The 22,258-nt window shown below is 48.3% G+C and carries 23 protein-coding genes; 1 reads left to right on the forward strand and 22 read right to left on the reverse strand.

Translation table 11 applies throughout. From position 1 onward, the window contains the following. Positions 1-25: 25 nt before the first annotated feature. A complete protein-coding gene (locus tag QD47_RS03925) occupies positions 26-499 on the reverse strand; it encodes a MarR family winged helix-turn-helix transcriptional regulator (protein ID WP_044644881.1) in 474 nt (157 codons plus the stop codon). A 147-nt stretch (positions 500-646) separates the two neighbouring features. On the opposite strand from QD47_RS03925, the gene QD47_RS03930 reads away from it, so the two are divergent. Further along, positions 647-1,075, forward strand: coding sequence for an organic hydroperoxide resistance protein (locus tag QD47_RS03930; protein ID WP_044644882.1), 429 nt, complete (start codon positions 647-649; stop codon positions 1,073-1,075). Positions 1,076-1,462: 387 nt separating this feature from the next. Here QD47_RS03930 and QD47_RS03935 read toward each other — a convergent pair whose 3' ends face one another. The 21 genes from QD47_RS03935 to QD47_RS04035 all read right to left on the reverse strand — a co-directional run bounded on the left by QD47_RS03935 (position 1,463) and on the right by QD47_RS04035 (position 22,226). Further along, on the reverse strand, positions 1,463-3,226 hold the full coding sequence (locus tag QD47_RS03935) for a YifB family Mg chelatase-like AAA ATPase (protein WP_044644883.1): 1,764 nt from the start codon (positions 3,224-3,226) through the stop codon (positions 1,463-1,465). Positions 3,227-3,380: 154 nt separating this feature from the next. Then, complete coding sequence (locus QD47_RS03940; protein ID WP_044644884.1) at positions 3,381-3,932, reverse strand: nitroreductase family protein; 552 nt, start codon at positions 3,930-3,932, stop codon at positions 3,381-3,383. Positions 3,933-4,088: 156 nt separating this feature from the next. Beyond that, positions 4,089-4,472, reverse strand: a complete 384-nt coding sequence (locus tag QD47_RS03945) for a YraN family protein (RefSeq protein WP_044644885.1) — start codon at positions 4,470-4,472, stop codon at positions 4,089-4,091. Beyond that, complete coding sequence (locus tag QD47_RS03950; protein WP_044644886.1) at positions 4,472-4,771, reverse strand: EscU/YscU/HrcU family type III secretion system export apparatus switch protein; 300 nt, start codon at positions 4,769-4,771, stop codon at positions 4,472-4,474. Before QD47_RS03950 ends, QD47_RS03945 begins: the two co-directional genes overlap by 1 nt. Next, positions 4,768-6,900 carry a hypothetical protein gene (locus tag QD47_RS03955; protein ID WP_044644887.1) on the reverse strand — a complete coding sequence of 711 codons (2,133 nt, stop codon included), beginning with the start codon at positions 6,898-6,900 and terminating at the stop codon, positions 4,768-4,770. The genes QD47_RS03950 and QD47_RS03955 overlap by 4 nt, the downstream gene beginning before the upstream one ends. Positions 6,901-7,015: 115 nt before the next feature. Then, positions 7,016-7,684 carry a ribonuclease HII gene (locus tag QD47_RS03960; RefSeq protein ID WP_082067100.1) on the reverse strand — a complete coding sequence of 223 codons (669 nt, stop codon included), beginning with the start codon at positions 7,682-7,684 and terminating at the stop codon, positions 7,016-7,018. A 173-nt stretch (positions 7,685-7,857) separates the two neighbouring features. Beyond that, entirely contained in the window at positions 7,858-8,718 is an 861-nt protein-coding gene (gene ylqF / locus QD47_RS03965; protein ID WP_044644936.1) for a ribosome biogenesis GTPase YlqF, read from the reverse strand. Positions 8,719-8,805: 87 nt separating this feature from the next. Continuing rightward, positions 8,806-9,432 carry a signal peptidase I gene (gene lepB, locus QD47_RS03970; protein ID WP_044644889.1) on the reverse strand — a complete coding sequence of 209 codons (627 nt, stop codon included), beginning with the start codon at positions 9,430-9,432 and terminating at the stop codon, positions 8,806-8,808. 101 nt (positions 9,433-9,533) lie between these two features. Further along, the gene (gene rplS, locus QD47_RS03975) at positions 9,534-9,878 is read right to left on the reverse strand and encodes a 50S ribosomal protein L19 (RefSeq protein WP_010346403.1); all 345 of its coding nucleotides are present in this window, start codon (positions 9,876-9,878) and stop codon (positions 9,534-9,536) included. Between the two features lie 246 nt (positions 9,879-10,124). Continuing rightward, positions 10,125-10,928 (reverse strand): tRNA (guanosine(37)-N1)-methyltransferase TrmD, encoded by an 804-nt coding sequence (gene trmD, locus QD47_RS03980; protein ID WP_044644890.1) that lies wholly within the window; start codon positions 10,926-10,928, stop codon positions 10,125-10,127. Continuing rightward, the gene (gene rimM, locus QD47_RS03985) at positions 10,928-11,443 is read right to left on the reverse strand and encodes a ribosome maturation factor RimM (RefSeq protein WP_044644891.1); all 516 of its coding nucleotides are present in this window, start codon (positions 11,441-11,443) and stop codon (positions 10,928-10,930) included. Before rimM ends, trmD begins: the two co-directional genes overlap by 1 nt. A 97-nt stretch (positions 11,444-11,540) precedes the next feature. Next, on the reverse strand, positions 11,541-11,771 hold the full coding sequence (locus QD47_RS03990; protein ID WP_044644892.1) for a KH domain-containing protein: 231 nt from the start codon (positions 11,769-11,771) through the stop codon (positions 11,541-11,543). 23 nt (positions 11,772-11,794) lie between these two features. After that, positions 11,795-12,067 carry a 30S ribosomal protein S16 gene (gene rpsP / locus QD47_RS03995; protein ID WP_014281051.1) on the reverse strand — a complete coding sequence of 91 codons (273 nt, stop codon included), beginning with the start codon at positions 12,065-12,067 and terminating at the stop codon, positions 11,795-11,797. Positions 12,068-12,134: 67 nt separating this feature from the next. Further along, positions 12,135-13,511 (reverse strand): signal recognition particle protein, encoded by a 1,377-nt coding sequence (ffh, locus tag QD47_RS04000; protein ID WP_044644893.1) that lies wholly within the window; start codon positions 13,509-13,511, stop codon positions 12,135-12,137. Positions 13,512-13,563: 52 nt separating this feature from the next. Continuing rightward, positions 13,564-13,932 carry a putative DNA-binding protein gene (locus tag QD47_RS04005; RefSeq protein WP_044644894.1) on the reverse strand — a complete coding sequence of 123 codons (369 nt, stop codon included), beginning with the start codon at positions 13,930-13,932 and terminating at the stop codon, positions 13,564-13,566. A gap of 166 nt (positions 13,933-14,098) precedes the next feature. Continuing rightward, positions 14,099-14,749, reverse strand: a complete 651-nt coding sequence (trhA, locus tag QD47_RS04010) for a PAQR family membrane homeostasis protein TrhA (protein ID WP_044644895.1) — start codon at positions 14,747-14,749, stop codon at positions 14,099-14,101. A 185-nt stretch (positions 14,750-14,934) separates the two neighbouring features. Beyond that, positions 14,935-15,951: a signal recognition particle-docking protein FtsY gene (ftsY, locus tag QD47_RS04015; protein WP_044644896.1), complete on the reverse strand. Its 1,017-nt coding sequence runs from the start codon at positions 15,949-15,951 to the stop codon at positions 14,935-14,937. 38 nt (positions 15,952-15,989) lie between these two features. Continuing rightward, positions 15,990-19,559 (reverse strand): chromosome segregation protein SMC, encoded by a 3,570-nt coding sequence (gene smc, locus QD47_RS04020; RefSeq protein ID WP_044644897.1) that lies wholly within the window; start codon positions 19,557-19,559, stop codon positions 15,990-15,992. 257 nt (positions 19,560-19,816) lie between these two features. Beyond that, complete coding sequence (gene rnc / locus QD47_RS04025; RefSeq protein ID WP_044644898.1) at positions 19,817-20,515, reverse strand: ribonuclease III; 699 nt, start codon at positions 20,513-20,515, stop codon at positions 19,817-19,819. A 12-nt stretch (positions 20,516-20,527) separates the two neighbouring features. Next, positions 20,528-21,766, reverse strand: a complete 1,239-nt coding sequence (gene fabF / locus QD47_RS04030) for a beta-ketoacyl-ACP synthase II (RefSeq protein ID WP_044644899.1) — start codon at positions 21,764-21,766, stop codon at positions 20,528-20,530. Between the two features lie 226 nt (positions 21,767-21,992). Further along, a complete protein-coding gene (locus QD47_RS04035; RefSeq protein ID WP_007429985.1) occupies positions 21,993-22,226 on the reverse strand; it encodes an acyl carrier protein in 234 nt (77 codons plus the stop codon). Positions 22,227-22,258 lie beyond the last annotated feature (32 nt).

Genomic DNA, 22,258 nt, shown 5'->3' on the forward strand with positions numbered 1-22,258 from the left:
TTCGTAAAGTAGCCGGAAATACCCATTATGATTTTTCAACCTGCACATTCGCTTCATGAACTCGATCCAGTAGATCATTGAACTGAAACAGGAGCGAGCCGAATTGATCGTGGGTCATGCTTGTTTTTTCCTGAATACATCCCGGCACAGATTGCGCTTTTTCCCGCAATGCACTTCCTTCAGGAGTCAAAGAAATCAGCACCTTACGCTCATCCTGAGTCGAACGCTTCCGGTCAATGAGTCCGGCATTCTGCAATCTTTTCAATAACGGGGTCAGTGTGCCTGAGTCCAGATACAACGCCTCGCCTAATTCCTTCACTGTACATTCCTCGCGCTCCCACAACACAATGAGCACCAAATACTGTGAGTATGTCACACCAAGCTTTTCCAGATAAGGCTGGTATAGCTTCGTAATCTCTCTGGAGCACGCATATATGGCAAAGCATAACTGATTATCAAGTTTTAATGCTGTACCTTCATTATGTTTGTTGTTGTCCATGCTGTCAGATCACCTACTTTCGTCATAATTTTATCACATTATATAACAAAAAGCATGCTAATTGCACAAAATACTTTACAAATAATAATTATTTTGATAAATTAAATTGTGTAAAATATAAATTGAGCGAGAGGCAGTGATTAAATTATGATGACCATTCAACAAAAAATGTATGAAACAACAGTGAAAGCAGTTGGAGGACGTAATGGTTATGTCGAGTCTTCTTCCCCTGAACTTCGTTTAAATATTGATACACCCAAAGAAATGGGCGGTGCAGGCGGCGCGGGTACGAATCCGGAGCAATTATTCGCAGCAGGCTATTCAGCGTGTTTTGACAGTGCTTTGAATATGGTTGCCCGCATGCAACGTATTAAACATGAAGGTACCGAAGTAACAGCAACGGTCAATTTCGGTAAAGTTGAAGACGGCGGCTTTGGAATCGGAGTAAACCTCGATGTACTGGTGAGAGGCGTTGACCATGAAACAGCGGTAAAACTGGTAGAAGGCGCACATGAACAGTGTCCTTACTCCCGCGCTACCCGCGGCAACATTGAAGTCAAGCTGAACGTGCTCTAATCCGAATTTTACAAAAAGCCTCCGAGCTGTTTCTGGTTCGGAGGCTTTGTATACTTTCAGCTACACCTTCTAAACAAAGGATTGGTAGCTGGTTTTTCTTCCATCAAGTAACATGGCAGATGATGCATAATCGTATATACGAAACTGATATACTTATTGTATAATCACATTGTCATAATCTTTTTTCTTCTCCAGAACTTAGCGTCTGGAGCTTTTTTTTGTCTTACATGAGGATTTTGCAAAAATCCAATAAGCGACTTCCAATGAACAATATATAGATCGAAAGGGTCTAGTTCGTCTATATTTTGCACTTCGGAGCGACTGGAATCGAATTTTGCAAAAATCCTGACATAAAAAATATGGACATATCGTTACTTCTATGCCGCTTTATTCTTCTGAAATACTGGCATGTGCTCTGTCCATATTCCGATATTGAATGGCTTCAGCTACATGCGACACGGTGATCTTCTCTGATTGACTCAAGTCCGCAATAGTGCGTGACAGCTTGAGAATTCGATCATACGCACGCATGCTTAAACCGAGTGCATCCATCGTCTGATCAAGCAGTTCTACCGCATTGAGTTCTAATACCGCATATTTCCGAAGCATTTGACCGGATAGTTCGCTATTCCATGAAAAAGGAAGCTTGCTGTATCTATGGATTTGTATCGCTTGAGCAGCTAGTACCTGTCTTCGCATTTCAGCGGATGACAGTGACTCCTTTTCCTCACGCCAATCCTTCGGTTGTGATACCTCAAGCTGAAGATCGATCCGGTCCAGTAATGGACCAGAAATACGCGAACGATAGCGGGCTACCGCAGCAGGTGAACAGGTACAGCGCTGATGTTGCATATCACTTCCGAAAAAGCCGCAGTGACACGGGTTCATAGAAGCTGCAAGTAAAAAGTGTGCCGGGTACTTAAAAACTGCACGTGAACGGCTAATTGTTACATTGCGATCTTCCAACGGCTGCCTCAGCACCTCTAGCACATGACGACTAAACTCAGGCAACTCATCCAGAAATAAAATCCCCCGATGGGCAAGACTAATTTCTCCCGGCTTGGGAATGCCGCCGCCGCCCACCAGTCCAGCAGCGGAAATCGTATGATGAGGTGAACGGAAGGGGCGAATGTTCATCAAATGAGGCGACGACTCCTTCCACTTGCCGGCGGCGCTGTAAATTTTGGTAACCTCCAATGCCTCTTTTTCGGTCAAGGGCGGCAGAATGGATGGCAGCCGGCGGATTAGCATCGTTTTTCCGGCACCAGGCGGCCCAATAAGGATGATATTGTGCATTCCGGCAGCAGCGATAACCAGCGCTCGTTTGGCGTGTAGCTGGCCCAATACATCGCTATAATCCTCCATAACGTCAATCACATCTTTGACCTCACACATGGGTATCTGATCTGCTTGGGGCAAATGGTCATAAGAATGGATAATAACCTGTTGTCTAACAGTAATACGCTTACCTTGGGCATAGTGTTCGGCTTCATTCGGGATTGGCGTAGGAGCTGGATCCATAGCTTGCTTAATGTCTTGACTAATTATTTGATTAGCTGTTTGATTAGTTCCCTCACCATCCATTGGATCAGGTAAGTAATTAGAATTCCGATCTTTTGATTGTCCTTCAATAATGTATTGTGCGTGATCTTTTGCTGGAATGAGATCCATCAGATGGCGAACAGCGTAAATACGTATACCCGTGATCAGACGTGCTTCACCTGCATTTTCCTCAGGAAGCAGCACCGAATGAAATCCTTCTCGCTTGGCTAAATCAACCATAGACAATACCCCGTTCACGGGGCGAATACTGCCGTCCAACGCTAGTTCACCGATAAATAACGTCCGTTCCCCCGCAGGTAAAACGACTTGTCCGCTGGTTGTCAGCAGTCCCAAAGCGATTGCAAAGTCAAAGGATGAGCCTTCCTTACGTAAATCAGCAGGAGCCAAATTTATGGTTACACGCTGGGACGGATATTTGAAACCGCAGTTTTTGATCGCTGCTCTTACGCGCTCTACAGCCTCTCGAATGGCCGAATCCGGCAATCCGATAATCGCAGTTTGGGGCAACCCATTAGACAAATCAGTCTCCACTTCAATCAGAACACCGTCTATTCCATAAAGACAAGCTCCATGTAGTTTTCCATACATAACAAAAAACACCTCTCCTCATATTGAAATGTCTCCTCTCGGGGAGCATTGCATATATGAAAAAAGGTGCTTCCAAATTTTCATCTGCTGCAAATATCATGTTACATTTTTAATTCATATAGCTGTCTAATCAAGGTTATTCGACAAAAGATTATTATTTGTCAAACAGGGTTAGCTTATCCGCTGCTGGAATACGTGGTCTTGGTTCTGGAATGACTTCAGGATAACCTGCATACACCATGCCGATGATCTTCTCACCAGGCTGAATTCCCAAATGCTTGCGGAATTTCGGTGAATAAAGAAAAGGCTTTGTGACCCAAAACGTTCCGATTCCTTTACTCCATGCGGCAAGCATAAAGTTTTGTACAAGGGCACTAACCGCTGCAAAGTCCTCATCCCAAACTGCCTGACGCGGATCTTCCTCCAACACAACTAAAAGCTGAATCGGATTGTGCAAAATGCCGCTTTCGAACTTGTTATCCTTGCCAATATCAGCTTCAATAGCTTCAGCGAGCTTTCTCCGTCCGTCACCGGCAAACAAGAGAAAACGCCATGGCTCACGCATTTTATGATTGGGGGCCCATACAGCAACGTCCAGCAGTTCTTTAATGGTATCTACCGGAATGGGGTCGGATTTGAACCGTTTAATGGTCCGTCGTTCCTGAATTACATCTATGACATGTTCACTAAAGGTATGCTCTGTCACGTATATCCTCCTTTGCAGGTATAGCTTGTGGATGCTCACTATAACTATATAATCAAAATGATAACCATTCTCAACAAAATATACCTTTAGCATTCCTTCCTGTCAACCTGTACATATGAAATTCGAAATGAGCCTTCAAAAAAGTTTACCACTCTTTTAAAATGCCTCAATTATGTGCTCCGTGACGACTGCGGTTTCGTCAACCAATCGTACAGAGATCATATCAAATCGGATTGGAACATCCTCAATCCCGTTCATATGCAGATAAACAGCGGCTGTCTGGCGAACCTGGGTTATTTTACGTGCAGTGATTGATTCTGCGGGCGTTCCATAATTGGAGCTACTTCGGCTGCGTACTTCAATAAACACGAGAATATCCTCCTGAGCGGCGATCAGATCCATTTCACCGCTACGACATTGCCAGTTACGCTCTATGATACGATACCCCAGATTTTCCAAAAATGAAGCCGCTACCTGTTCACCCAAAGCGCCTTTGGATTTTCGCTGATCCTTGCCTCCGGTCCTCATGTCGTTCCTCATCAACTGTCATCCCTTGGAGCAAGCTTATCCATTTGATATATATAGGTGAGCACCTCTGCCACCAATTGATATAGCTCAGCAGGAATTTGTTCATCCAAGTCAAGCTTGGACAATACCTCAACCAGTGCGGCATCCTCTTGAACGGGAACGCCGTGCTCTTTGGCTTTTTCTAAAATGCTATCCGCAATACGACCACTGCCTTTGGCAACGACGATAGGGGCTTCGCTCTCACCGGGCGTATATTTAAGGGCGACAGCCTTCTTCCTAGAAGGAGAAGGAGCCTCCAACGGCTCTTTCATATTTTAAGATCGACTCCTTTATACGGCTGAGGCACATAGCTTTGTACCTCCGAAGAGACCAGACCTTTGCTCTCCTGTCCAGTCCTTATCGGCATCGGTTCGGTACGCAACGATAAAAGCTGATACCCTAGTGATTCCAGCGCCGTGTGAATGGATTCACGCCCACTGGTCAACAGCGAAGCGGCCCAATCCTGATCGTTATGGAGCTTGAGGCTCACAATCCGGTCCACGACTTGCACATCCACCAATGTCGGCCCTAGCGCCTTCATGTCCAAATCAAACCAAAGCCGGCAGTTGGATGCATCCAGCTCCCCGCGTTTACCACGTCGAGACTGAATCTGGATCGTGGCTGTTTCACGACCATCCGGACCGACAAATGGAATAAACATGTGTACCTGTGCAAAAGGGGCCGTCCGATCCGTATTCAGCAGCAGCTGCTGACCCGTCAGGTGCTGCACGACCTGCTGCGCCGCCTCTTTCAGGGCAGGCGGCAGGTCAGCGCTGCTCATTAACTGGAGCAGCGTCCCTTTCACGGTGTCGGCGTCCGCTGACACCGCACCGCCCGCTGCTGCCGCTAATCCCGGCAGCGGCTGCGCTCCTTCCGGCGGCTCCATACGGGCCGCCGCCGTTCCCTGCGCGGTCTGTGCAGCCGCGCGGTGTACCTGCTGCTCGTGCTCTGCACCGAGCAGCTTCAGCACGCGGCCCACCCACGGGTCCTCCGTGGGGGTGAGCTGCGTGCTGGACGCCGCTGGCTGCGCAGCAGCAGCGTCCGTAGCCCGCAGAGCGCCAGCCGTAGGCTGCGGCACTTCTGTTGCGGGCTGCTCCGGCGCAGCCGTGCCCAGCGCGGGCGGCACTGCCGCGCGCAGCTCTTGCAGCAGCGTACGCAGCCGCTGAAGAGGCGCCTCCGGCGTGGCCGCGTTGCCCGCAGCGGCCTGCGGCGCAGAGCCGCCAGCCAGCTGCGCGGCGGCACGGTCGGCCGTAGCGGCGTTTGCAGCGGGCTTCGCCCCGGCAGGCTCTGCCGTTGCCGCCGCTGGAGCGCCGTCGGCGCCCTTAGGCTGTTGTGTACCCGCCGTGGCAGCTTGAGGCTGCTCCGCTCCGGCTCGTGAAGCCCTTAGTGCATCAGCGCTCGATTCAGGTGCATTTACACCAGAGTCCGCCACCACGTCCGTGGCTATGGCTCCACGCCCATTAGCTAGTGCTGGTTCCCCGGAGGCAGCACCTTTAACTACAGATGCAGCAGTTCCAGTTGGAGCATCCGTGTCTGTCGCCGAAGCGCCCGCTTCACCCACCATAGCAGCAAGATTTGCCGCCTGAGTCCCTTTCAGCGTCTCCTTGCCTCCTGCTGCCAGAGCCGCTTCTGCCTGCTTTGTAGCAACAGCAGCGGCATCTTTGGACAATACAGGAACTTGGCCTTCTGGTGCATCTGCAATCACAGCTGAAGAAGCGCCTGATGGAGCAGGGGACATTCGGTCAGCCCCCTTTACCGCTGTTGCTTCTCCCGCCATACGGTCAGCAGATGCTCCTTGTCCTTGCTGCTTGAATACTGCTTCAAGCTCCTGCTCCAGCGAAGACAAAAGATCATTTAAAGGAGGGCCAAACATCGCCTGTCGCAAACCGTTTATACTTTCCGCCGTCAATGGTAATCCACGTTGAAAGGCAACCGCTGCTGCCTGTACAAACGTCTCCATTTGTACTTTTCCCGGCTGCTTCGCCAAAGCGTCTCGTAAAGAAGCCGCATTTTCCGATGTCAACGGTACGCCATTCTTTTGCATCGCCTGTATCAGCTCCCTGTTCTGCGCTGTATCCGGTAGTCCCACCGAATCCAGTACATCTGCCAGCGCTACAGTCTGCTGCCCTGTGTTGGCTGCATCGTTCAAAGGCTTAAGTACAGTCATTCCGCTGGGAGAAGCTGGCTGGACCTGGAGTAATGTGGACTGCCCAGGTTGAAGAGGGGTTTCCAGCTTGGCTCTGACCTGGGAACCTTGAATTTGCAACACAGCCTCACCGCCGTCCTCAGACACCTTTAATACGACGCCTCGCACGACCTGACCTGGCTGCATATCGAGCTTTTTAACCTCTCCCGCCTTCACATCACCAAGTAATCCTCGAAATACAGATCCGATATTCATAGGGTCCCTCCTCTCTTCATGCCCCATATTCAAGGGGCCTATTTTATTAGGTCAGGATTTTGCAAAATCCTTAGGTATACATTATATCGGCACAGTCCCGACTCATAATAAGTATTTACAGGTCAAACAACGTCGGTTGCTCGATCAACAAATTACCAAGAAAGCTGCGTCTATGCATCGCTGTAGGTCCCAGCGCCAAAATTTGTTCCCTGTGTAGCTTGGTAGCGTAACCTTTATGTATGCCAATCCCATATTCCGGGTACTTTGCATCCCATTCACCTTTGCACAGCCGATCACGGGTTACCTTGGCAATGATTGAAGCCGCAGCAATAGATTGGCTATTCGCATCTCCTTTAATAATAGAGAGTTGGGGAATAGACAAGTCTACCTTTTCTGCATCTACAAGCAAATAATCAGGAGATACCTGCAATGCCTCAACTGCCTGCTTCATCGCCAAACGAGCTGCCTGTTTAATATTGATGGCATCAATCGTTCGTGCGTCCACATACCCGACTCCTACGGCAATGGCCTTCTCCATAATCAGCTCATAGTAGGTTTCCCTCTTTTTGTCCGTCAGCTTTTTGGAATCATCCACACCCTCCAGCAGCTCACCGTTCGGCAAAATGACCGCCGCAGCCACAACATCCCCGAATAAACATCCTCGGCCTACCTCATCAATGCCAGCGATGCGCTCATAGGATTGCTCCCAGCACTCTTTTTCATAGCGCAGCATGTCCGTTACCGCTTTTTCTTCCATACTCCATACCCGCCTATCTCTATGTATTTTAAGTTCTGCATAATTTAATTCAGCTTAACACAGACCTGTCCATCCCAAAACCCCTTTGTTTAACCTACCTTCACATACCAAAAAACCTTCCTCTCTCCGGAGAGATGGGGAAGGTTCTTCCTTGCCACACTATGCTATGCGGTGTATCCGATACATCAGGCAGAATCGAATCAGTAAGGAGCTTCCAAACTGAAACGTCCCAGCTTACCTGCACGCAGCTCACGTAAAATGATTTTTGACGACTTTTCGAGATCTACACGTCCACCGCTGACAATACAGCCGCGTTTACGTCCAATCGCTTCCATGACACTGACAATTTCATCGGCATTTTCCGTATCCACGGGACGTTCAGTCAGCTCAAAGCGCGCTGCCAGCTCATCCCAGTAATATTGAACCAAATATTTTGTCGCGAAAAAAGCGATATCCTCAACATTCAAAATCTCTTCCTTGATCGCGCCTGTAACTGCCAGACGATAACCAACATTCTGATCCTCGAATTTGGGCCACAAAATACCCGGTGTATCCAGCAGCTCAATTTCACCAATCTTGATCCATTGCTGTGCCTTCGTCACCCCAGGACGATCGCCTGTAGCCGCAATGCTACGTCCTGCCATACGGTTGATCAGAGTCGATTTACCGACATTCGGAATACCAACAATCAAAGCACGCATAGGGCGCGGATTCATACCTTTAGAAATCTGCCGATCTATCTTTTCCTTAAGCAGCAACTTGGCCTGAACCGGAATTTCTTTCATCCCTGTGCCTGTTGTAGCATCCACCTGAAAGGCAATATGCCCTTGCTCCTTAAAGTAGGCAATCCACTGCTGTGATACGACCGGGTCCGCCAAATCTGCCTTATTTAAAATAATCATTCGCGGCTTGCCCTGCAAAATATCATCAATCATTGGATTTCGGCTGGAAAGCGGCAATCGAGCATCAATCAACTCAATTACCAAATCAATCAGCTTTAATTTTGCTTCAATTTGGCGGCGCGCTTTGGTCATATGACCAGGAAACCATTGTATCGTCACCGTCATCACCTCATTGATCGTAACTCCTAACGTTTCCCATAGGGTTATGCGTCAGGATTACGGCAGCTATGCTGCATATTAGTTGTTCTAGTGGTTAATCCACTTCATATCCTTCACCGGCCAGAAAATAACATCAGCACGACCGACGACTTCCTTCAAATCAATATATCCAATCATCCGACTGTCTGTACTGTTGGAACGGTTATCCCCCATAACAAAAATATGTCCTGCCGGAACTTTACCATCCTTAAAATTTTCATTTGGGAAATTTGTAAACTTGTTGTAAAGCTCACCATTTTGATGCGCTTCCTCCACTGGAGCTTTCAAGTAAGGCTCCTGAATAGGTTTACCATTCACCGTAATCGTGTCACCTTCTACCTTAACCGTGTCGCCCTCAACGGCAATGACGCGCTTTATGAAGTCTCTTCCTTCATCCGGCACATGAAACACGATTACCTCTCCCGGTTTTGGGGAACGGAAATCATACAAAATTTCATTTACAATGACACGTTCTCCGGTATGAAAGTTTGGCTGCATCGACGGGCCATCCACAATAAACGGCTTAAAAAGAAACCAACGGATTAAAAAGACCAACACTAACGCGATAACGATGGCCTTGATCCACTCAAAAATCTCATTTTTCGGTTTACGCTTGGGTGTACCATCCTGTTCAGTCGGATGCTGTATAGCTCCTTGTCCTACTTCTTGCTCCATAGCTCACTGTCCTCTCTTTACGGTCAATAATCCACAGTTCCCTATGTACGTAGAAAAAACGAAAGGAGCTTGTAATCAAGCCCCTTTCGTTATTCGTTGTATTAACGACGAATTTCTTTAATTCTCGCTGCTTTACCGCGCAGTTCACGAAGATAATAAAGCTTCGCACGACGCACTTTACCACGGCGAGCCACGTCGATTTTATCGATTTTCGGGGAATGAAGCGGGAAAGTTCTTTCCACACCTACACCGTAAGAAATTTTACGAACTGTAAAAGTCTCACTGATTCCACCACCACGGCGTTTAATTACAACACCTTCAAACAACTGGATACGCTCACGAGTTCCCTCAATAACTTTCACGTGCACTTTCAAAGTGTCACCGGGACGAAAGTTAGGCAAATCTTTACGCAGTTGTTCTTCAGTGATCGCTTGGACGATATTCATCTATGACTCCCTCCTTCCGTACAGGTGTTCATGCATCTTCTGGAAACACATCCGTTTCCTTCATCATCCACAGAGGACCACCGTATTACACACAACAGATGTATTGTATCATGGAGGATACCGCATTGCAACAAGAAAAAGGGATTTGACCAAACATTATATTTAATTAATTACATTATAAAACAGGTTAGCACCTGCTTTCAAATCCACTCATTGCTAAAGCTCTTCAATACACTCTTCCCATGATCAATCCATCTTGCGCTGTTCCTCTATCCATACCCGTTCCTTGCTTGTCAATTCAGCCTGCTCCAGCAGATCCGGTCGACGTTCCATCGTACGACGCAGTGCCTCCTGCCGTCTCCATACATCAATGTTAACGTGATGTCCTGACAACAGCACCTCTGGTACCTTCCAGCCCCGAAACTCAGCAGGCCTGGTATAATGCGGGTACTCCAGCAGCCCCGTACTGAAAGAGTCCGTTACTGCACTCGTTTCATTGCCCAGAACTCCAGGCAGCAACCGTGCCATACTATCTATAGCGACCATGGCGGGCAGTTCCCCACCAGTCAACACATAATCTCCGATAGAAAGCTCATCCGTCACCAAATACTCGCGAATACGCTCATCATAGCCCTCATAATGCCCGCATATAAAAATAAGATGGTCCTCTTTAGCAAGCTCCTCCGCTTTCTTTTGCGTAAAAGTCTCACCTTGCGGACACATCAAAATAATACGCGGAGCTTTCAAACCTGCACTCAATCCGGCCTCTTCACCTTGAACAACTTCGTCTGTGTTCCCTAATATGGTTGGATGCTCTGCTTCATCCAATAACGTCTCCACCGCAGTGAAAATCGGGTCAGGCTTCAATACCATCCCGCCCCCGCCGCCATAGGGTGTATCATCCACTTGACCGTGCTTGTTCCCGGCATATTGGCGAAAATTAACCGCTTGCAGTGATATGATTCCCTTCTCCCTTGCTTTTCCCAGAATGCTTGCATTAAATACACCGTCAAACATTTCGGGAAACAGGGTTAGCACATCCACCCGCATTACAGTAGTCCTTCCATCAACCGTACCGTAACCCGTTTTTCAGGCACGTTTACATTCAAAATGACATCTTCTATATACGGCAACAGCAGTTCCTTGCCATCAGGCATTGTAACTACCCATACATCGTTAGCTCCTGGTGTCAAAATCTCCTTCACCACACCAAGCTTTTCTCCATCTGCTGTCACTACTTCCAAGCCAACAACTTCATGAAAATAGAACTCATTTTCCTCTAGTTCGCCTAGCCGTTCAGCGGACACCTTCAATAAGCTGCCTTTATACTTTTCAACATCATTGATGTTATGATATTCCTCGAATTTGGCTACAACCATATTTTTTTGAAAACGTGCTATTTCAATAGTTACAGGGATCGGCGCTTTACCATCCGCAGGAATGATCAACAGCTCACTTCCTTTGGCAAAACGATCCTCCGGGAAATCAGTCGTCGTTAATATTTTAAGCTCGCCGCGGATTCCGTGTGTATTCACAATTTTCCCGACATTAAAGAATTGCTGCATCGTGTTCCTCCTGCATATAATCGGTCCCGCTCCATATCATCTTCATCATGTACGAAAAAGGGTTAGGACATACATCCTAACCCACTTTCGTATATCTTTAAGATATGATGTCTACGGTAACCCGTTTATCCATCTTAACGGCTGCTGATGCAACCACAGTGCGAAGCGCCTTGGCGATACGACCCTGCTTGCCAATGATTTTGCCTACATCCTCAGGATGCACGCTAAGCTCATATACGACAAACCGATCCTTCTCCAAGGTCTTCACGGTTACATCTTCCGGATGATCGACTAAAGCCTTAGCAATGATTATCACTAATTCTTCCATGGTTGACCCTCCGCATCAGCACCTTATTTCTGTTGTTTAAGCTCATGAAACTTTTTCATTACGCCCGCTTTGCTAAGCAAGTTGCGGACTGTATCGGATGCTTGTGCACCATCTTGCAACCATTTCAACGCTTTATCTTCATCAATTTTTACAACCGCTGGTACTGTAATAGGGTTGTAATAACCGATTTCTTCGATAAAACGACCGTCACGCGGGGAACGGGAATCCGATACCACGACGCGATAGAAAGGAGCTTTATGTGCACCCATACGTTTCAGACGAATACGAACTGCCACGAAAATTCACCTCCTTCAAAAAGTAGACTGTATATTGTTATCCTATAATTCCAACGGCCTATTGGCCTTAACGGAAAGGAAACTTCATACCTTTACCCATACCCTTCAACTGCTTCAGGGCTTTGTTTTTGCCACCCTTGGGTCCCATCATGTCTGAGAACTGCTTCATCATGCGCCGCATTTCATCAAATTGCTTGATCAGGCGGTTTACCTCAGCCAGTGATGTTCCACTGCCTACAGCAATCCGTTTGCGGCGGCTATGATTAATCATGTCCGGGTTTTGCTTTTCTTGTGTGGTCATGGAATGAACGATAGCCTCAATCCGGCCCATCTGCTTGTCATCCACTTTGACATCTTTCATTTGCTTCATATTGCCCATGCCGGGAATCATATCGAGAATCTGGTCGATTGGTCCAAGCTTTTTAACTTGATCCATCTGCTCCAGAAAATCTTCGAAGGTAAATTCAGCATTGCGCATTTTCCGTTCCATTTCCTTCGCCTTATCGGCGTCGATATTGGATTGCGCTTTTTCAATCAGGGACAACATGTCGCCCATACCCAAAATCCGTGAAGCCATCCGTTCCGGATGAAACGGCTCCATTGCATCCAGCTTTTCACCCAATGTAGCAAACTTGATCGGGCATCCGGTCACAGCTTTAACCGACAGGGCCGCACCACCGCGGGTATCGCCGTCCAGCTTCGTTAGTACAACCCCTGTTAACTCCAAGCTAGTGTTAAAGTGCTCCGCGACGTTTACCGCATCCTGACCTGTCATGCTGTCAACAACCAGCAGAACTTCGTCTGGCTTGACGTTCACATGAATCTGACGCAACTCTTCCATAAGCTCTTCATCCACGTGAAGACGACCGGCAGTATCTATAATAACGTAGTCATTACCGTTATCCTTGGCATGCTGTAAGCCCTGTTTTGCAATCTCCACCGGGCTTGTCTGATCACCAAGCGTAAATACAGGAGCATTAATCTGCTCACCAAGTACCTGTAGCTGCTTGATCGCAGCCGGTCTATATATATCACCAGCTACAAGCAATGGGCGATGATTTTGCTTTTGCAGCAACTTCGCCAGCTTACCGGATGTCGTCGTCTTACCTGCGCCCTGGAGACCCACCATCATAATGACCGTAGGCGGTTTGTTTGCCTTGGCAAGCTTGGCTTGACTGCCACCCATCAACTCGGTCAGTTCCTTGTTCACGATGTCGATGATTACCATACCTGGTGTAAAGCTGTCCATCACTTCCTTGCCGACGGATTTCTCCTTCACCTTGGCAATAAAGTCCTTTACAACCTTGAAGTTAACGTCCGCCTCCAGCAAAGCTAATCGTACTTCGCGCATCGCCTGAGCTACATCATCCTCAGACACTTTTCCTTTGCCGCGCAGTTTACTGAATACATTTTGCAAGCGGGTCGATAATCCTTCAAATGCCATATTTTCGCACCTCCTTGTCTACCAGGGTTGTTTGTTTACTAATCTATATGACCTACAATTCCTGCAGGCGATTTACAATTTGATGAACATGTTGCAGAGTGCCATCATCGGGTTCACCGATTTTATCGAAGGCCTCATACAATGCAGTATTTAGTTCTTCCAGGTCTCGGCTTCTGCGCTCGTGTTTACTAAGCAATCCGAGCTTTTCCTCATACATTTCCAGCACCTGCTCGGCACGTTTAATATGCTCATACACGGCCTGACGGCTAATTTGAAATTCCGAAGCAATCTCTCCCAGAGAAAAATCGTCATGGAAGTAATATTTCAAAAACATCTGTTGCTTCTCCGTAAGCAGAGGTTCATAGAAGTCAAACAGTCGGTTAATCCGGTTTGTCTTTTCCAGCCGATTCTCCTGACTCATCGCGTATACCTCCATCGTCAAGGAAAAACACTTTACAGTTCTTTTCAACGATCCTTATCATACATAAAAGAAAAGAAGATGTCAAGCGTTATCCCTTGTCAACCAAAAAAAAGCCGATTCACTGCCCTTAAACGGAAGTACGAATCGGCTTTTTGCCTACTAGGGTTTAAACTCTTACCGGGGTAAGATACAGCAGAACAGCCAGAAAATGAAGTATGCTGCCTGCCAGAACAAACAGATGCCAGATCGCGTGATGATACGGAAACGCCCGCCACACATAGAAGATTGTGCCCAGCGTATACATTAGACCGCCCAGGAACAATAGCGTCATGCCCCCGGCGGGAACAGCCGCCACCAGCGGGTTCCAGGCAATCGTGATGAGCCAGCCCATCACGATGTAGAACACGGTAGACATGAACAGGAAGCGCTTGGTGAAGAATGCCTTGAATAGCACACCAAACAGGGCGATTCCCCAAATAACGCCAAACAGCGTCCAACCTAATGTCCCGCGCAGTGCAACGAGCATAAACGGGGTGTAGCTGCCTGCAATGAACAGGTAAATGCAAGAATGATCGAATATTTCGAACAAATCCTTCAATTTTCCTTCGCGCAGACTATGAAGCAACGTGGAATTGGTGTATAACAGCAGCATCGTAATTCCGTAAATCGTGAAACTGACGACATGCCAAGTGGTCCCTTTCAAGCTTGCAAAAACAATGAGCAGCACAAGTGCCGCCACACTTAAAACGGCTCCAATTCCATGTGTGATCGCATTGGCTATTTCTTCCCTGCGGGAATAAGTATAGGTATTCGCCATTGGTTCTTCACCCGGCTTCCTGTGAAATATTTTTACATCCAAAAAAATTCATATCCGGCGCCGACAGACCCTTTTCTTTCATTATACATCCCTGTGATCTCACGCAGCAACCGGACCCTACTTAGCCCCAGACCTGGCAGGTCTTAAGATCAAAAAAGCCTCGTCCAACCTTACAACAAACCTGATTAAGCCTGTTCTTCCTCACCCAGAGCGTTTTCATCAACGCCTTCTTCCTGAATCAAACCAGCGAACAACGCATGAACGAATTGCTCGGAATCAAATGGCTGGAGATCATTCACCTTTTCACCCAAGCCTACCAGCTTCACCGGCAAATTCAGCTCTTGGCGGATCGCCACGACAATACCACCCTTCGCTGTACCATCCAGCTTCGTCAGCACCAGCCCGGTTACGCCACTTTTCTCGCCAAACATTTTGGCTTGGTTGAGCGCATTTTGTCCGGTCGTCGCATCGAGTACCAGCAGTACTTCATGGGGAGCATCGGGAATTTCACGCTGGATTACACGGAAAATTTTGTTCAGTTCCTCCATCAGATTGCTTTTATTCTGGAGACGTCCTGCGGTATCACACAGTAACACATCCACCTGACGCTGCTTGGCAGCCTGTACCGCATCAAACATAACCGCGGCTGGATCAGAACCGGACTGCTGTTTAATGACCTCTACACCAGCCCTTTCGCCCCATACCTCCAGTTGTTCAATCGCGCCAGCACGGAACGTATCCCCGGCGGCCAGCAACACTTTTTTACCCTCTTGTTTAAAACGGTGCGCCAGCTTGCCAATTGTTGTTGTTTTGCCGACACCATTGACACCGACGAACAGAATGACCGTAATCCCGTCAGGGCTCATTTGAAGCTGACTGTTGTCATTGCCCCGCAGCAACTCAGACAGCTTTTCCGATAATACAGGCTGTAGCTCGGATGCGTCCTCGATTTTGCGTTTTTTCACTTCTCCTCGCAGGTCTTCAATGAGGTTCATAACGGTGTTGACGCCAACATCGGCACCGATCAGAATTTCTTCCAGCTCCTCATAAAACTCCTCATCAATCTTCTTGCGGCGAATCATCAGATCCGATACTTTTTCAACAAAACCTTTGCGTGTTTTTTCTAAACCGTCCTTGAACTGTTTGGTGACGGATTCGGTTTTGCTTGCAATGCTTTCCTTCAATTTCCTAAAGAAACTCATAGGTTCCCTCCGTTGATCTGAAAGTATGTTATTTTATGTTAGGCAATCTCAGCTTCATCATTGTCCAGCTTGACGGATACGAGCTTGGAAACCCCGCCTTCTTCCATCGTAACCCCATACAGTACATCGGCTTCTTCCATCGTGCCCTTGCGATGTGTAACTACAATGAATTGTGTCTGCTCGGAGAACTCCCGTAAATATTGGGCAAAACGCACCACGTTGGCTTCGTCCAGTGCGGCCTCTACTTCATCCAGCACACAGAATGGGACAGGCTTGACATGTAAAATGGCAAACAATAGCGCCATCGCCGTTAACGCCCGCTCGCCTCCTGACAGTAGCTGCAAATTTTGCAGTTTTTTGCCTGGCGGCTGGGCTACGATGTCAATTCCCGTCTCTAACATGCGTTCCGGGTCAATTAGCACCAGATCGGCACGTCCGCCTCCGAACAGCTTGGAGAACACCGTACCAAATTCGCGCCGGATGGCATCGAAAGTGGCTTTGAAGCGTTTGGACATTTCATCATCCATTTCTCGAATAACCTGATAGAGCGTTGTCTTGGCCTCGACCAGATCAGACTTCTGCTCATCGAGAAACGTATAACGCTCATGCACACGCTGGTATTCCTCAATGGCACCCAGGTTTACTTCGCCCAATGCGGAAATACCGCGTTTGAGCCTTTGCACCTCGGCCTGCGTACCTTCTATATCTTCTGGTATCGGATAACGCTGCTTGGCCAGCTCATAGCTGAGTTCATAGTCATCACTCAATTTTTTCAGGACGTTCTCCAGCTCTACATCAAGCCGATTCACTCCAATTTCTGTCTGGCGAAGCTGTTCCTCAACAGACTTGAGCTGAACGCGTTGCTCTTTCGTCTCGTTTTCGGCCACTTCCAGCTTTTTGGACAAGCTGCTGCGTGCAGCACGCTTAAATTCCAATTGCTGCGAAGCCTCATCCTTTTTAAGCCGATACTGATTGAGATTTTCAATCTGCTTCACGCTTTCCTGCTCATTGGTCAGCAGATCAGCTTCGATGGAAGCAAGCAAGGTCTTGTTCTGTCTCGAATCCTTGCCAAGGGTATCATAATCCCCCCGTAATCTACGCAGCTGTTCTTCCAGTGAAAAACGCTCCTGATCCAGCTTTCCTTCTCTTACCTTGAGATTCGTAAGTTCTCCCTGTAACTGTTCTTTGGCAGATTCGTTGGCCTTACGGGCAAATTCAGCGGCATGGATAGCCTGGTGGGTTTTCTTCTCTTCTTCCTCCAGCGCAGCTAATTTTAGCAACGCCTCTTCACGGGAAGCTTCCAGCTCCTTGATCTCCTGATCAAAACCCTTCTTCTCCTGACCAGATGCAGCCACCTGCTCCAGAACATGACGAAGCTCATGCTCCAGTTGCTTGAGTTCCATTGCTGCCTGCTGCTCTTCGCCGCGCTTCACATCGCCGCCCTGACGCAGCTCGTCCAAACGGGTCTGTGTCTCTTCCAACTGACGTTTTGCATCTACCGAGCTCTGACGCAGCCTTGCAATTTGTTGCTCCGTATCGATAATATCCTGATCAAGCTGATCCAGCTGACGTTTACGTCCAAGCAAATTGGCATTTTTCTTGAATTGGCTACCACCTGTCATGGAACCACCTGCATTGACGACATCGCCTTCCAGCGTCACGACGCGATATCTATATTGGCAACGAGCCGCAATACGGTTCGCATCTTCCAGCGTACGGGCAATAACCACATTTCCCAGAAGGCTGCCTACAATGCCAGCATACCGTTCGTCATACTGAACAAGATCCGCACCGATTCCGACAAAACCCTCGGCGCCTTCCACGATTTGGCGTTCACCCGCCCCAATTTGACGCGGACGGATAACATCCATAGGCAAAAACGTCGCTCTGCCCAGCTGACGCTGCTTCAAAAAGCTGATCGCCTGTCTGGACACCGATTCATTTTCCATCACGATATGCTGCATCGAAGCGCCCAAAGCCGTTTCCATCGCCTGCTCCAAATGCTCAGGTACCCGGATCAGCTCTGCTACAGCTCCATGCACGCCATGCAGGGTTTCTTTGCGTGCCGCCTTCAGCACTTCTTTAACGCCCAGCATAAAGCCGTCGAAGTCATCCTGCATTTCCTTCATCGTATCTCGGCGTGAAATTTGGGCCTCACGTTTTTGTTCCCATTTGCGGACAGTACCCTGGCTTTCTTCCAGCAGCTTTTGCAGCGCCTGGTATTTTTCGCTTCCCTGAATATATCCGCTGCGCAGACTGCTGATTTCCTGACCAAGCTTCTGAACAGCCGTTTCCAAACCCTTTTTACGCTGTTCCAGTCCAGCTTTCTGGGCTTCCCATTTGCCGGATTCGTCACTTACGCGAGTCACCCGCCGTTCCAACGCTTCCTTCTGCTGGTCGGTATAACGGATTTCGTTACGGGCCTGTGCCATCTGATTCATCAGCTCCAGCAGTCCGCCCTTCAGGCTTTCCTCCTGCTCCTGGCTGATTCCACCTGTGACACCAATCAGCTTCGCCTCTTCGTCGGATAGCCGTTCACGCAGCTCGTCAAGCTCGACAGCCAATGCAGACAGTTTTTCGTTCAGTAGATCCAGCTCACTTTTGCGCTCGGAATGACGTGATTCGCTCGTGCTGAGCGATAAAATGAGCTGCTCCCGGTTTGCCTCCAGATTGCGTGTGCGCTCTTTTAACAGTTCGCCGTAGCCTTCGCTCTTTTCCGTAGCTTCACTGTATTGCAACAGATCCCTTTGCAGCCGTTCCACTTGCTCCTCCAGCTGACGCAGCTCATTACGATCGCTCTCCAGCATCGCATCATGACGGGACACCACCGTAGACAGCTGTAGCTGCTCCTGCTGCAACAAAGCCAGCTTGGAAGTCGCATCGCTCCACGAGGTATGAATCTGCTCAATCTGATGGACATACATCGAAATTTCCTTCGATTTCAGTTCACCCCGCAGCTCCTTAAAGTGGATTGCCTTTTCCGACTGCTCCTTGAGCGGTCCGATCTGATCCTCCAGCTCACTGACCAAATCATGAATCCGAAGCAAATTTTGCTCCGTGTCATCCAACTTGCGAACCGCGTCTTTTTTACGTGATTTATATTTCACGATACCGGACGCTTCCTCAAAAATCCCCCGGCGGTCCTCGGAACGGGTACTCAAAATCTCTTCAATGCGCCCCTGTCCGATAATGGAATAAGCTTCTTTACCAATACCTGTATCCATAAACAGCTCGGTAATATCACGGAGTCTGCATGATTGTCGGTTAATAAAATATTCACTATCTCCACTGCGATGCACACGCCGCGTGACCGTGACTTCTCCAAAATCAAGCGGCAACGCCTGATCCTCATTATCCAGCGTAAGCGACACTTCACCGTAATTAACAGCCTTACGAGCATCACTACCCGCAAAAATAATGTCCTCCATTTTACCGCCGCGCAGTGATTTGGCGCTCTGTTCACCCAGCACCCAGCGAATACCGTCGGATATATTACTCTTTCCGCTTCCGTTGGGTCCGACGACCGCTGTAATGCCGCGGACAAATTCCATCTCCGTTTTATCTGCAAACGATTTGAAGCCCGCCAGCTCAATGCGCTTTAAAAACATACTCAATCTCACCTCTAACATTTAAATATGCTTGTACAACACCGTTTACCTGGTTAACAAGAATTATCCCTATTGTAGCACAAGACTACCGCGGATAAAGCGCGGCAAAGACATACAAAGCTACAGTAGCAAAGCCACGAAAAAAGAGCAAAACGCAGTCCATTCGCCATTGCGGGCCGGGACTCCCCGCGGACTGCCCTTTGCTCTTACTTTGTGTCCCCTGCTCGTGTAACCCGTCCGGGCCGCTCAGGTACCGATTACGATTCTGCCAGCTTCAAACGGTTTAAGGCTACTGCCGCCGCCTGCTGCTCAGCTTCTTTTTTGGAGCGTCCTGTACCTGTACCCAGCCGTTCGCTGTCCATATATACCTCAGCTACAAACTCGCGCTCATGGGCAGGTCCGCGCTCCTCCACAATCTTGTATTCAAGCATCCCCATGTTATGATGCTGCGTCAGTTCCTGAAGCTCTGTTTTGAAATCACTCATCTGAAGCTTACCGTTTAACACAATTTGAGGAAAAATATAATGTTCCAGAAACGACCGGACGGCATCCAGACCCTGATCCAAATAAAGCGCGCCTACGAACGCTTCGAATACATCGGCCAACAGAGCCGGACGAGTACGTCCGCCTGTCAGCTCTTCACCTTTGCCAAGCAGTACATATTGCCCGAACTCAAGTCCGACAGCAAATTTCACCAGGGAAGGCTCACAGACAATGGCTGCACGCAGCTTGGTCAGCTCGCCTTCCGGCCGGTTAGGGTACTGATTGTACAATTGCTCGGATACGGTCAGCTCCAGAACTGCGTCGCCTAAAAATTCAAGCCGCTCATTGTCTGCATGCTGACTGAACCGATGTTCGTTTACGTAGGAAGCGTGCGTAAAGGCCTGCTTCAGAAGCTGCCGGTTGTTGAATTGAATATGAAGTTTCTGCTGTAATTGCTTCAAGTCTCCACTCAACGAACTGACCCCTTACGCTTCATATTTTTTTAGAATAACCGTAGCATTGTGACCACCAAAACCAAAGGAATTGGACATCACTACATTCAGTTTCGCTTTTCTCGGCTCGTTAGGTACATAATCGAGATCGCAAGCCGGGTCCTGATTATCCAGATTAATCGTCGGCGGAATGGTCTGATGCTGGAGAGCCAATCCGCAGATCACGGCTTCAACACCGCCAGCTGCACCCAACAAGTGCCCCGTCATTGACTTGGTTGAGCTAATCGCCACTTTATAGGCGTGGTCTCCAAGCGTTTTCTTAACCGCTTCTGTTTCCGATTTGTCACCGACTGGCGTGGATGTACCATGCGCATTGATATAATCAATATCCTCAGGATTCAACCCTGCGTCGCGGATCGCCATTTTAATACAGCGTGCTGCACCATCCGGATCTGGCTCTGTCATATGATGTGCATCGCCGGACAGACCGTAGCCGATCACTTCGCCGTAAATACGTGCGCCGCGCTTCAATGCGTGCTCCAACGATTCCAGAATCAGAACACCGGAGCCTTCGCCCATAACAAATCCGTCTCTGTCTGTGTCAAAAGGACGGCTTGCCTTCTCAGGCTCATCATTGCGAGTGGACATCGCCCGCATCGAACAAAAGCCAGCCATTCCAATCGGACGAATAGTTGCCTCAGCTCCGCCGCAAATCATAGCGTCAGCATCACCACGCTGAATCATGCGGAACGAATCGCCGATCGCATGACTACCCGTTGCACAAGCCGTAACCGGTGATGTATTAGGTCCTTTAGCGCCGAGTGAAATCGACACTTGACCGGAACCCATATTAGCAATCATCATCGGGATAAAGAAAGGGCTTACGCGTTTAGGTCCTTTTTCAATCAGCGCATTGTGCTGATCCTCCCAGGTACCCAATCCGCCAATACCGGAGCCAACGGATACACCAACACGCTCGGCATCGGCGTTCTCTCCGATTACGAGTCCGCTATCCTTGAGTGCCAATTTACTGGCGGCAACGGCGAATTGTACAAAACGATCCATTTTTCGGGCATCCTTGCGCTCTATATAATCCTCAGGATTAAAATCCTTAATAGAAGCCGCAATTTTCGTTGTATATTCACTGGTATCGAAAGCTTCGATTTCACTGACGCCAGATTTTCCAGCCATCAGATTATCCCACAGTGTGTTCAAATCCTGTCCCAGCGAAGTGATTACACCCATTCCTGTTATGACAACACGTTGTTTCAAAGATAATCACCTCTATGTCTACTGCATATTGTATTTCAAGGCCGTACGCTCTTGTGTGCAAAAATAATATAGAATCAACTAAAGTTAGTAATGCCGCTTACTCCCACCCTTGACTAAGTCATGCCGAGCCAAGCTCAAGAACACGCGGCAATTCCGTCTTTAGTTCAATCTGTATGATTAGGAGAAAGTCCCGCCTGTAACAGAACGGGACTTTTGTTGACTTGAATTAGGTATGAGATTGTATGTACTTTACAACTTCACCTACGGTTGTAATTTTCTCTGCATCTTCATCAGAGATTTCCATATCAAACTCATCTTCCAATTCCATAACCAATTCAACTACATCGAGAGAATCAGCGCCTAAATCATCTTTGAAAGATGCTTCAAGTGTAACTTCGGCTTCGTCGGCTCCCAAACGGTCAACGACAATGCGCTTTACGCGCTCCAATACGTCGGACATCCGGCTCACCTCCTCCTTAGGTATTATACGAA

The sequence above is a fragment of the Paenibacillus terrae genome (genome assembly GCF_000943545.1).
Classification (GTDB): domain Bacteria; phylum Bacillota; class Bacilli; order Paenibacillales; family Paenibacillaceae; genus Paenibacillus; species Paenibacillus terrae_A.

Bases quoted from the DNA above. Each gene is read 5' to 3' on its own strand.
- QD47_RS03925 (WP_044644881.1), bottom strand. From the start codon at position 499: ATGGACAACAACAAACATAATGAAGGTACAGCATTAAAACTTGATAAT.
- QD47_RS03930 (WP_044644882.1), top strand. From the start codon at position 647: ATGATGACCATTCAACAAAAAATGTATGAAACAACAGTGAAAGCAGTT.
- QD47_RS03935 (WP_044644883.1), bottom strand. From the start codon at position 3,226: ATGTATGGAAAACTACATGGAGCTTGTCTTTATGGAATAGACGGTGTT.
- QD47_RS03945 (WP_044644885.1), bottom strand. From the start codon at position 4,472: ATGAGGAACGACATGAGGACCGGAGGCAAGGATCAGCGAAAATCCAAA.
- QD47_RS03950 (WP_044644886.1), bottom strand. From the start codon at position 4,771: ATGAAAGAGCCGTTGGAGGCTCCTTCTCCTTCTAGGAAGAAGGCTGTC.
- QD47_RS03955 (WP_044644887.1), bottom strand. From the start codon at position 6,900: ATGAATATCGGATCTGTATTTCGAGGATTACTTGGTGATGTGAAGGCG.
- lepB (WP_044644889.1), bottom strand. From the start codon at position 9,432: ATGGAGCAAGAAGTAGGACAAGGAGCTATACAGCATCCGACTGAACAG.
- rplS (WP_010346403.1), bottom strand. From the start codon at position 9,878: ATGAATATCGTCCAAGCGATCACTGAAGAACAACTGCGTAAAGATTTG.
- trmD (WP_044644890.1), bottom strand. From the start codon at position 10,928: ATGCGGGTGGATGTGCTAACCCTGTTTCCCGAAATGTTTGACGGTGTA.
- rimM (WP_044644891.1), bottom strand. From the start codon at position 11,443: ATGCAGCAATTCTTTAATGTCGGGAAAATTGTGAATACACACGGAATC.
- QD47_RS03990 (WP_044644892.1), bottom strand. From the start codon at position 11,771: ATGGAAGAATTAGTGATAATCATTGCTAAGGCTTTAGTCGATCATCCG.
- ffh (WP_044644893.1), bottom strand. From the start codon at position 13,511: ATGGCATTTGAAGGATTATCGACCCGCTTGCAAAATGTATTCAGTAAA.
- QD47_RS04005 (WP_044644894.1), bottom strand. From the start codon at position 13,932: ATGAGTCAGGAGAATCGGCTGGAAAAGACAAACCGGATTAACCGACTG.
- trhA (WP_044644895.1), bottom strand. From the start codon at position 14,749: ATGGCGAATACCTATACTTATTCCCGCAGGGAAGAAATAGCCAATGCG.
- ftsY (WP_044644896.1), bottom strand. From the start codon at position 15,951: ATGAGTTTCTTTAGGAAATTGAAGGAAAGCATTGCAAGCAAAACCGAA.
- smc (WP_044644897.1), bottom strand. From the start codon at position 19,559: ATGTTTTTAAAGCGCATTGAGCTGGCGGGCTTCAAATCGTTTGCAGAT.
- QD47_RS04035 (WP_007429985.1), bottom strand. From the start codon at position 22,226: ATGTCCGACGTATTGGAGCGCGTAAAGCGCATTGTCGTTGACCGTTTG.